This is a genomic window from Fulvivirga kasyanovii (genome assembly GCF_009711405.1).
GTDB lineage: Bacteria > Bacteroidota > Bacteroidia > Cytophagales > Cyclobacteriaceae > Fulvivirga > Fulvivirga kasyanovii.
Genome location: NZ_SMLW01000397.1, coordinates 1 through 8,534, shown reverse-complemented (window position 1 = coordinate 8,534; position 8,534 = coordinate 1). Strand labels below are relative to the sequence as shown.

Annotated in this window: 11 protein-coding genes; 4 read left to right on the top strand and 7 right to left on the bottom strand. The window is 45.4% G+C overall.

The annotated features are described in order from the left end of the window. From E1163_RS05195 to pdxR, 5 genes are all read right to left on the bottom strand, one after another. The coding region (locus E1163_RS05195; RefSeq protein WP_185155966.1) for a nuclear transport factor 2 family protein at positions 1-225 on the bottom strand (225 nt) is incomplete at its 3' end. A 42-nt stretch (positions 226-267) separates the two neighbouring features. Further along, entirely contained in the window at positions 268-1,140 is an 873-nt protein-coding gene (locus E1163_RS05190) for an alpha/beta fold hydrolase (protein ID WP_221417936.1), read from the bottom strand. Between the two features lie 105 nt (positions 1,141-1,245). Next, complete coding sequence (locus E1163_RS05185) at positions 1,246-1,731, bottom strand: anthrone oxygenase family protein (RefSeq protein ID WP_155170203.1); 486 nt, start codon at positions 1,729-1,731, stop codon at positions 1,246-1,248. Positions 1,732-1,765: 34 nt separating this feature from the next. Continuing rightward, positions 1,766-1,954 carry a c-type cytochrome gene (locus tag E1163_RS31650; protein WP_425482677.1) on the bottom strand — a complete coding sequence of 63 codons (189 nt, stop codon included), beginning with the start codon at positions 1,952-1,954 and terminating at the stop codon, positions 1,766-1,768. A 173-nt stretch (positions 1,955-2,127) separates the two neighbouring features. Continuing rightward, positions 2,128-3,600 carry a MocR-like pyridoxine biosynthesis transcription factor PdxR gene (pdxR, locus tag E1163_RS05175; RefSeq protein ID WP_155170200.1) on the bottom strand — a complete coding sequence of 491 codons (1,473 nt, stop codon included), beginning with the start codon at positions 3,598-3,600 and terminating at the stop codon, positions 2,128-2,130. Positions 3,601-3,678: 78 nt separating this feature from the next. Between pdxR and E1163_RS05170 the strand changes: the two genes are divergently transcribed. Genes E1163_RS05170 through E1163_RS05155 form a run of 4 tightly spaced genes read left to right on the top strand, consistent with a single transcriptional unit; the run spans position 3,679 to position 6,869 of the window. Continuing rightward, positions 3,679-4,119: a DoxX family membrane protein gene (locus E1163_RS05170; RefSeq protein ID WP_155170198.1), complete on the top strand. Its 441-nt coding sequence runs from the start codon at positions 3,679-3,681 to the stop codon at positions 4,117-4,119. A gap of 7 nt (positions 4,120-4,126) precedes the next feature. After that, positions 4,127-4,564, top strand: coding sequence for a carboxymuconolactone decarboxylase family protein (locus E1163_RS05165; RefSeq protein ID WP_155170196.1), 438 nt, complete (start codon positions 4,127-4,129; stop codon positions 4,562-4,564). 21 nt (positions 4,565-4,585) lie between these two features. Continuing rightward, positions 4,586-6,073 (top strand): pyridoxal phosphate-dependent decarboxylase family protein, encoded by a 1,488-nt coding sequence (locus tag E1163_RS05160; RefSeq protein ID WP_155170194.1) that lies wholly within the window; start codon positions 4,586-4,588, stop codon positions 6,071-6,073. Between the two features lie 4 nt (positions 6,074-6,077). Beyond that, on the top strand, positions 6,078-6,869 hold the full coding sequence (locus E1163_RS05155; RefSeq protein ID WP_155170192.1) for an MBL fold metallo-hydrolase: 792 nt from the start codon (positions 6,078-6,080) through the stop codon (positions 6,867-6,869). A gap of 56 nt (positions 6,870-6,925) precedes the next feature. Here the strand turns inward: E1163_RS05155 and E1163_RS05150 are convergent, their stop codons facing one another. Both E1163_RS05150 and E1163_RS05145 read right to left on the bottom strand, forming a co-directional pair. After that, entirely contained in the window at positions 6,926-7,828 is a 903-nt protein-coding gene (locus E1163_RS05150; RefSeq protein WP_155170190.1) for an EamA family transporter, read from the bottom strand. Beyond that, a complete protein-coding gene (locus E1163_RS05145; protein WP_155170188.1) occupies positions 7,825-8,457 on the bottom strand; it encodes a CGNR zinc finger domain-containing protein in 633 nt (210 codons plus the stop codon). Before E1163_RS05145 ends, E1163_RS05150 begins: the two co-directional genes overlap by 4 nt. Positions 8,458-8,534 lie beyond the last annotated feature (77 nt).

Sequence of the window (8,534 nt, the reverse complement as noted above, 5' to 3'; positions counted from 1 at the left end):
GGTAGCAGCTACTTTGTTGCCATCTTCTATGATGTCTCCGATGCCGCTTGAGGTCATTTCAGGCACGGTTTTGAAGAAGTTTCTTACCTCTTCTTTTCCCGGCTTAAGGTCGAAGAACCCCGGCCAGCCCATTTTCACATCGTCTGTCATATAAGTGAGCGCTGTTTCAATATCAGATGAAAGAAAAGCCTCGACTACTTTTTTAACTACTTCTTTGTTATTCATGATATTATATGTTTAGGAGAAATAAAATAGATTAAGCTTTATTCAGTATTGAGTCGTGCCGTTACCTGTCAGGAAGGGGTTCACATATGATAGTATGTTTGCGGTATCCATCATCAGCGATACATGGCCTTTTCCGGGTATTATAGCTAATTGCGATTGGGGTACGCCTACAAAATCAGCAAATACTCCACCGCCACAGAGTTTGTACATTTTGGTTACGTGGCTGAGGTCCACACCATCATTATCTCCCATGATGAACAGGATAGGAGCGCTGATGTTTTTGATATTCTCACTGCCCAGGTCGTAGCTTTTCTGGTCAAAATCTATGAATTTGGTTACAAATTCCCTCCAATGACCCGGATCAGGGGCAATAGTGTCGTAGGTGGTTTTGAGGGGAGTATTGTCCAGAAAGTCAGGCTGCATAGAAGTGAAAGCCTTTTGAGCTTCCTCAGCCCAGCCACTGCTCTTGTAGGCGGTCGAGATGATGACCATTTTATTGACAAGGTCAGGGTGATCAATTCCAAATTGGAGTGCTATGGTGCCTCCGAAGCTATAGCCAATCACATCGGTACGTTTAATGTCAAGGTGCTTTAGCAGGCCTGCCACATCACTGGCGAATGACTTGTAGTCAAATGGACGGTCAATATCTGCGGTATGGCCATGGCCCTGCATTTCAACGGCTATCACCTGCCTTGATTTGGCAAGTTCAGGGATCATCGGAGCCCAGTTCAAATTGATGTTCATATACGCACCGTGCAGCAATAGTATAGGCTCTCCTTTTCCATATATTTCATAGTACATTTTTAAACCGTTAACCGGAGCATACCCTTTTTTGGCTGGCTTCAGGGAGGTTTGGGAAATAGAAGCTGTCGTCATGGCTATCAGCAGGATGAGTGTTGTTAATATTCGTTTCATGGTTGTGGTGGTTTTGTTACAATACAAAGTTGATAACCTTTTGACTATCATCTGGGGTGTGATAACGGCTGTTGTCAGGGGTGAATCCGGCAGTTTTATCATTTGCTAATTTTTGACCACAGCTACAAGAGCCAATAACAGTGAAAGCAGGTTGGCGCATGTGCGAATAAGGTTCAGTCTGTTCCAGGGAACTTCAAAAACATTTCTTTGAAGGCGGATTTCTTCGAGCGTTGAGCCTTCAATATTAAGCTTAGCCAGAGCTTCATTAAGGGGCACATTTCCTAAACCTGTTACACCGAATACGCCAAAAGCATAAATGCCCGCAGCAGCTAACAGCAGATAGAATGTCTGATCGGTGCCATATTTTTCATAAGCCAGCCAGGCGCACAGAGGTAAGAGCAGCAAGGTGCCCATGAAGATCACAAAGAACCAGGGGTTTAAGATTGCCTTATTGATGGACTGCATGGCCCTCAGGTACTCTGAATCGGATAATCGTCCAAGCCCCGGGTTTACGGAGCATGAATATGAATAAAAAAGCCCTGCAATTAAACCCAGCAGTAGTACGGAAGTGATGATCAATATTTTAAACATATACTAAGAGATTTGATTTTTGAAAGAGATTAAATTACTTGAGCTTAACCCAGCTCAGCAATGCTTGTCGCTCAGCTTCAGTTAACTCGGTCTTACCTTTTGGCATTCGCCGGAATATGAATACTTGTTGATATATTTTTGCCTGGTATTCTTCCATATTGTGCGTATTGAAAACCTTACCCGGGTTTTGTACGCGATGGCAGAAGTTGCACCTGGCTTTAATACCCGAAGTGCCTGGTCTTTTGCGGTTGCCGGTTGAGGTGACTGGGCCATTGAGCTGCCGGCAATCGTTATCGTAAAGAAAAGCGCGACACTGATTTTTGTTAGATGCTGTTTCATAGCACCAAATGTATCAGGTTGCATTGTGCATAAATAGAATAAAACCGACAGCGGGTTTTACTGTTCAAGGCATTGCTTCAGAATGGAGACAGCTTGCTTTTGTTCTTCAAAATTGAGCGAGGCAAAACCAAGCCTGGCGCTGTTAAATGATCTTTCCGGGGTGTCGTAATCGCTTCCATTATTCATCACGACTCCCTTTTTAAAGGCTTTTTCGGCAATTTGTTTAACGTCCGCATGTAGAAACCTGACCCAGACTGACATACCGCCATCGGGGATTTTAAATGAAATGTGTTTTCCAATTTCTGACTCCAACAGTTTGCAGAAGTGGTCGCGCCGCTCTTTATAAAGCTTTACAGATTTCTTGATGTGCCGGGAAATCGTACCATCCTTATATAGCTCCGCCAGTGCATTTTCCATAAGGGCATCACCCTGCGTGTCTACGGTTTTTCTGAGGCGTGTGGTGGTCTGTATAAAGTGCTTTGGGGCAACCACAAAACCAAACCGGATAGCTGGAGCAAGGGTTTTGGTGAGTGTGCCAATGTATATAACGTTGCCGTGCCTGTCCAAACTAGCCATAGGCATCATGGGTTTGCTGGCGTAGTGAAAGTCATAGTCGTAGTCATCTTCTATAATGGCAAACCGGTACTTGAAAGAAAGCTCAAGCAGACGCACCCTTCTCTCAGGTGTAAGGGTTACCGTGGTTGGGTTGTGATGGTGAGGGATTACATAGACCAGCCTTATCTTTTTTATTTTGCATAACTGTTCAATGGCGTCAATATCCAGCCCCTCTTCATCTACCGGTACGCGGTTAATATCCGCTCCCAGTTGCTGAAAGGTAAGATTGGCCCCGAAATAGTTGGGCTCACCTACAATAACCTGATCTCCAGGCTCAATGAGCACATTTGAGGTAAGGTATATACCCATTTGGGCGCCCCTGGTAATGAGAATGTTGTCAGGGGTAATCGGTAAGCCACGGGAGTCACGAAGGTAATCAGCCAGTATTTTCCTTAAGGCGGGTGTGCCCTGGGTGCCTCCATACATGAGGTATTTTTTATAAGATCCAAGTCTGCTGAGGCTCCTCATAGCCTTTATGAGGGCTTCCGCAGGTACCAGGCGCGGATCGGGAAAGCCATCATTGAAAACCAACTTCCCTGTGTCGGGAAAATCAGAAAGAGGGTAGGGCACGATCCTCTCGCTGTTAAAAGGAAAAGCGCTATCATCGGGAAGAGTGAAAACCTCCTGTTCGCTTACTATTTTTCCCGGCGACATCACCGGAAGGATATTTTTGACAAAGGTGCCTTTCCTGGCGACCATTTCTATCCAACCCTGAGCCTGTAGCTCATCGTAGGCAGCCACCATTGTCATTCGGTTAACTCCGAGCAGGCCTGCTACCTCACGTGATCCAGGCAATTTCAGCCCTTTTCTAAGCTGGCCGTTTCTGATGGCACGGATAAAGCCATTAGTAATTTGAATATAAACCGGCAAATCAGAATGCGGGTCTATTTGGATCAGCTCCTGGATAAGTTTCATTTCTGGATTAGTTGATTTGTTAAAACTGGATTATTTGCCTAATCCAGTAAAGATATAGTTTTGCTAAAAATTAATACTATGAAGAATCAATTATCCATAGCATCAATACTGCTGCGGCTGGCCCTGACGGCCACTTTTCTGTCTGCCGTTGCATCGCGGTTGGGGCTATGGGGAGTGGCATCCTCCGGTTGGCAGGGGTTTTTAAAATATACCGCCCAGGTTAACTCCTTTGCCCCGGAAGGTTTGGTCCCCCTACTGGCCATTGCGGCTACCTGTATGGAGATATCTATTGCCCTATTGCTCCTTGTTGGTTATAAAACCAGAGTTGCCGCATCTGCTGCCGGCATACTTACCCTGATGTTTGCGTTGGCAATGGCATCCTCTTTTGGCATAAAGGATCCGCTGGACTACAGCGTTTTTGTGGATTCAGCGGCAGCATTTTTACTGGCCGGTTGTGCTACATACACATGGAGTATCGACGAATACATGCATTATAAATCTATAAAATCAATAAACTAAGCAAATTATGAAAGAGAGAATGGATCTTGACAAAGCTGAACCCCGCATTTACAAGGCTATGAACGAAGCCGAAAAGCAGCTTTCAGCCTTCGGTTTGGATACGAAACTGGTCCACCTGGTCAAGCTAAGGGCTTCCCAGATCAATGGCTGCGGTTATTGTGTTAACCTCCATGCAATGGATGCCAGAAAGATAGGGGAAACAGAACAGCGTCTGTTTGCAGTAAGCGCCTGGTGGGAAACGCCTTTCTTTAGCGAGGCAGAGCGGGCTGCACTTAAACTGGCCGAGGAGGTTACACAAATATCAGATGGGGGAGTATCTGATGAAACTTTCCAGACAGCACTAGGCCATTTTGGCGAAACGGTTGTGGCACAACTGATATTCGCAGCAACAGTGACGAACAGCTGGAACAGACTCGCCATTTCCATGCATATGATGGCTGAATAATAATATCTAATCCCAAATATCATGACCAGAATAGAAGAACTTGAAAAAATGGCCCGGAATCTGGAGCCGGATTCCGGACAGCGACAGTCCATATCCAAAGAAGCTGACGCGTATGTGCATCAGTTTCTGGAAAACCTGCCGCAAATGCCCGGTTATCAGACCGGCGAAGTGAACCGGCTGAAGTCCGTAGAGATCAGCGAAGAAGGGAAGCCTTTTGATGAGTTGATGGGTATTTTAAAATACGAAGTGGATAAAATGGGCATCAATTCGGCCTCGGGAAATCACATGGGCTATATACCCGGAGGCGGACTCTGGACGAGTGCAGTGGCGGATATGCTTGCTGCTTCCACTAACCGTTATGCCGGTATTGCTTATTCCAGTCCGGGAGCGGTGGAAATAGAAAACCAAATGATCCGGTGGATGGCTTCTATTATCGGTTATCCTGAGGCTGCTCATGGCAACCTGACTTCCGGGGGCTCTATTGCCAACCTTGTAGCTATCAAAGCCGCCCGGGATTTCCATCAGGTTAATTCGGACAATGTGAAAAAGTCGGTCATCTATTTTACCGAACAGGTGCACCATTGCATTCACAAAGCCCTGAATACTACAGGGCTTCATGAAGCAGTACTCAGGGCTGTTCCATTAAATGAAAATTATCAAATGGATGTCTGTGCATTAAAAGAACAGGTACAACATGATGTGGAGCACGGCCTGAACCCCTTTCTGGTGATAGCTACCGCAGGCACAACCGATACCGGAGCTGTTGATCCGCTGGATGAGGTGGCCAACATTGCTGAAGCAAATGACATGTGGTTTCACGTTGACGCGGCTTACGGAGGCTTTTTCATTCTTGTAGGTGATATGAAAAACAAGTTCAAGGGGATTGAGCGCTCTCATTCTGTAGTGATGGATCCGCATAAAACTTTATTTGTTCCCTATGGTTCAGGTGTAGTACTTATAAGGGATCGTGAGGCACTTTTGACTTCCAACGCTCATACGGCAGCTTATATGAAAGATGCTTATGGCCTGGATGACATTGATCCTGCCGATGCCGGCCCGGAGCTAAGCAGGCATTTCCGGGGATTAAGAATGTGGTTACCGCTGCATTTGCATGGTTTGGCTCCTTTTAAAGCCGCCCTGGAGGAGAAGCTTTTACTTTGCAGGTATTTTTATGAAGAAATAGGCACTATGGGTTTTGAAACCGGGGCATCTCCGGAGCTAACCGTGGCAATTTTCAGGATACCTGAGAATAATGGCAATACATTGAACGAGCAACTTGTTAAAGAACTACATAAAGATGGCAGAGTTTTCTTTTCGTCGACAACAATAGGCGGGAAGTTATGGCTGCGCTGTGCCATAGTAAGCTTCAGGACACACCTCCGGGAGATTGACGGAGCTTTAACAATGATCAGGGAAAATGCTTTGAAGGTAGCGACACTTGACCGGTCAACTAACTCAGACAAGGCTCAAAGTGCTGTAAGGTTTGAAATATTAATTAAAGAGACTTAACTATATGCAACACAACAAAATATGCTCTACCTGCGGTACGCATTATACAGAGATACCGGCTGATGGCATCTGTACAATTTGTAAAGACGACCGGCAATATATACCTGTAGGAGGGCAGCGGTGGACAACACCTGATGACCTGAATAAGAATCACAGTGTTAGGATATTGAAGCTTAGCGAGCGGATATATGAACTTGAAATAATACCGCAGTTTGCGATTGGTCAGCGGGCTTTGCTGGTACTTTCAGATCAGGGCAATGTACTATGGGACTGTATCCCTCTGCTGAATGAGCCAACTCTTGAATTCATCCGGTCAAAGGGAGGGTTGAGTGCCATAGCTTTTTCTCACCCACATTACTATAGCAATATGAATGACTGGGCAGCCGCCTTTGATTGTCCTGTTTACATACACGAAAGCGACCGGCAATGGATTGTCAACTATGGACCGCATATTTGCTTGTGGAAAGGAGAGGAAGAAGGTCTGTGGGGAGGCATCAGGATCATCAATGTAGGAGGGCACTTTCCGGGAAGTAGCATCCTTCATGTATCATCTTTATCCCGGGAAGGAACCATCTTTTGTGGAGATACCTTTTATCTTTCTCCCAGCATGAAGCACTTATCTGTCATGTATAGTTACCCCAATCGTATACCATTGCCCTTGCACGAAGTGAAAAGGATCAAAGAACTGTTTGAAAACATACCATTTGATACCTTGTACGGGTTTTACAGTTATCAAAACCTGACGGAGGATGCACAAAAAATACTGCAAGACTCGCTGGGGCGGTATTTGGATTAGTGAATTACATTCTTATATCTCTGGCATGGCCTATGGCCTGCCGGAGGTGAAATTACTCACTTGTTTCTTTTGTCCTGAACAATGAGCACCCCGCCAATAATCACCATTACAGCAACAGCCTCAATCCAGGTGGGAATCTGGCCTAGAACCACTATGCCGATAATTACGGCAGTAGCCGGAAGCAGGGCTACAAAGAGGGAATACGTAGCTCTGGATAATCGTTTCATGGCTAATTGGTCCAGAGCATAGGGGATCACCGAGGAGGATAGTCCTACGCCAATCCCGGCCAGTAGGGCAACAGGATCAGTGAATGCCGGCACTGCGCCTTTGATACCCAGGGGAGTAATGATCACTGCCGCGACCAGCATGGCCGCCCCCAGCCGGTCAACAGGTTTGGTTACAGCATCGGCCATGGCCAGGCGATGAGCTATTATGATATAAACAGTAAAGCATATAGCACTGGCAAATGCCCAAATAAAACCTTCTGGTTCGCCTTGCATGCGAACTTCTGTTAAAAACCACACCCCGGTAACTGTGAGTATGAGTGCCAAAAGGTTTCGAATCGTTTTAGTCCCAATCAGGGCAAGAAGCACCGGGCCGAGAAATTCAATTGCCGCTACTGTGCCCAGGGGAAGTTTATCTATGGCATAGTAGAATGAGTAGTTCATTAGGGCAAATGTGGCGCCAAGAGCAATGATCAAGCGTTGTACGTGGACATTATTTTTTCTGAATACCCTCCAGGGCTTTCTCCATATCACAAATACAAGTGCTGCAGACACAATCCTCAGCCAGGCTACACCGTCGACTGATACCCTGGCAAAAAGCATCACGGCAAAGGAAGGCCCCAGGTAATGGAAAATAGCAGAGGCCACAAAATATAACTGTGGTGGAATCCGGTCGCTAATACCAGAACCTGCAGTACTGCCTGACCTGATGATGATTGATTTTAGGGCTTTCATTTAGCTTTTTTTGACTGTCTCTTTTTGTTTTGGTTAAAGGCATTTACTTTATGCCTGTTGCCACAATCTTCCATGGTACACCACCTTCTGCTTTTGTTTTTGCTCACGTCCATATAGAGCCATTGGCAGGAGGGGCATTTTTTTATTCTGCTTAAGTCATGCCGGGTAATAACCTCTAAAGCAGCCCCAATCACTGCATAGTGTATTTTATCCAGAGGTGAAATATCGTTTCTCCATGTCCATTGATATGAGGAGCCTGAAGGTGCAAGCATCTGATGGTTGTAAGCGGATTGACCCAACACGCCTAGCCTTTGAAGGTCATCTGGCCGTACGGAGCCTTCCTGAACCAGGTGGTTGAAGAGGTTAAATAAAAACTCCCGTGTTTCTATCATTTTGTTCAAATGTCTTTCTCCTTCTTCCCTCGACCCTTGCAATGTTTTAAGTAACTCTTTGGCTTGTTCTTTTTCTAAAATATCAGTGATCTCAGTCCATTTGGTGAAATTGTCGAAAGAATCAAACCATTCGTGAGGGTGCTCTGTTTCTCGCCAGCTTACGGTGTTGGTAAAATCAAAGCATATCAGGCCTCCAATCAATTTATAATTTCCTTTATAATCTCCGGGGTTGAGCATAATTAACCTGTTAAAATTGTTTTGATGGTTAAATTTAACAAATTTATTAACTAGTAAAAATTATTATACTGGTTAAT

Bases quoted from the DNA above. Each gene is read 5' to 3' on its own strand.
- E1163_RS05170 (WP_155170198.1), top strand. From the start codon at position 3,679: ATGAAGAATCAATTATCCATAGCATCAATACTGCTGCGGCTGGCCCTG.
- E1163_RS05190 (WP_221417936.1), bottom strand. From the start codon at position 1,140: ATGAAACGAATATTAACAACACTCATCCTGCTGATAGCCATGACGACA.
- E1163_RS05165 (WP_155170196.1), top strand. From the start codon at position 4,127: ATGAAAGAGAGAATGGATCTTGACAAAGCTGAACCCCGCATTTACAAG.
- E1163_RS05155 (WP_155170192.1), top strand. From the start codon at position 6,078: ATGCAACACAACAAAATATGCTCTACCTGCGGTACGCATTATACAGAG.
- E1163_RS05150 (WP_155170190.1), bottom strand. From the start codon at position 7,828: ATGAAAGCCCTAAAATCAATCATCATCAGGTCAGGCAGTACTGCAGGT.
- E1163_RS05185 (WP_155170203.1), bottom strand. From the start codon at position 1,731: ATGTTTAAAATATTGATCATCACTTCCGTACTACTGCTGGGTTTAATT.
- E1163_RS05145 (WP_155170188.1), bottom strand. From the start codon at position 8,457: ATGCTCAACCCCGGAGATTATAAAGGAAATTATAAATTGATTGGAGGC.
- pdxR (WP_155170200.1), bottom strand. From the start codon at position 3,600: ATGAAACTTATCCAGGAGCTGATCCAAATAGACCCGCATTCTGATTTG.
- E1163_RS05160 (WP_155170194.1), top strand. From the start codon at position 4,586: ATGACCAGAATAGAAGAACTTGAAAAAATGGCCCGGAATCTGGAGCCG.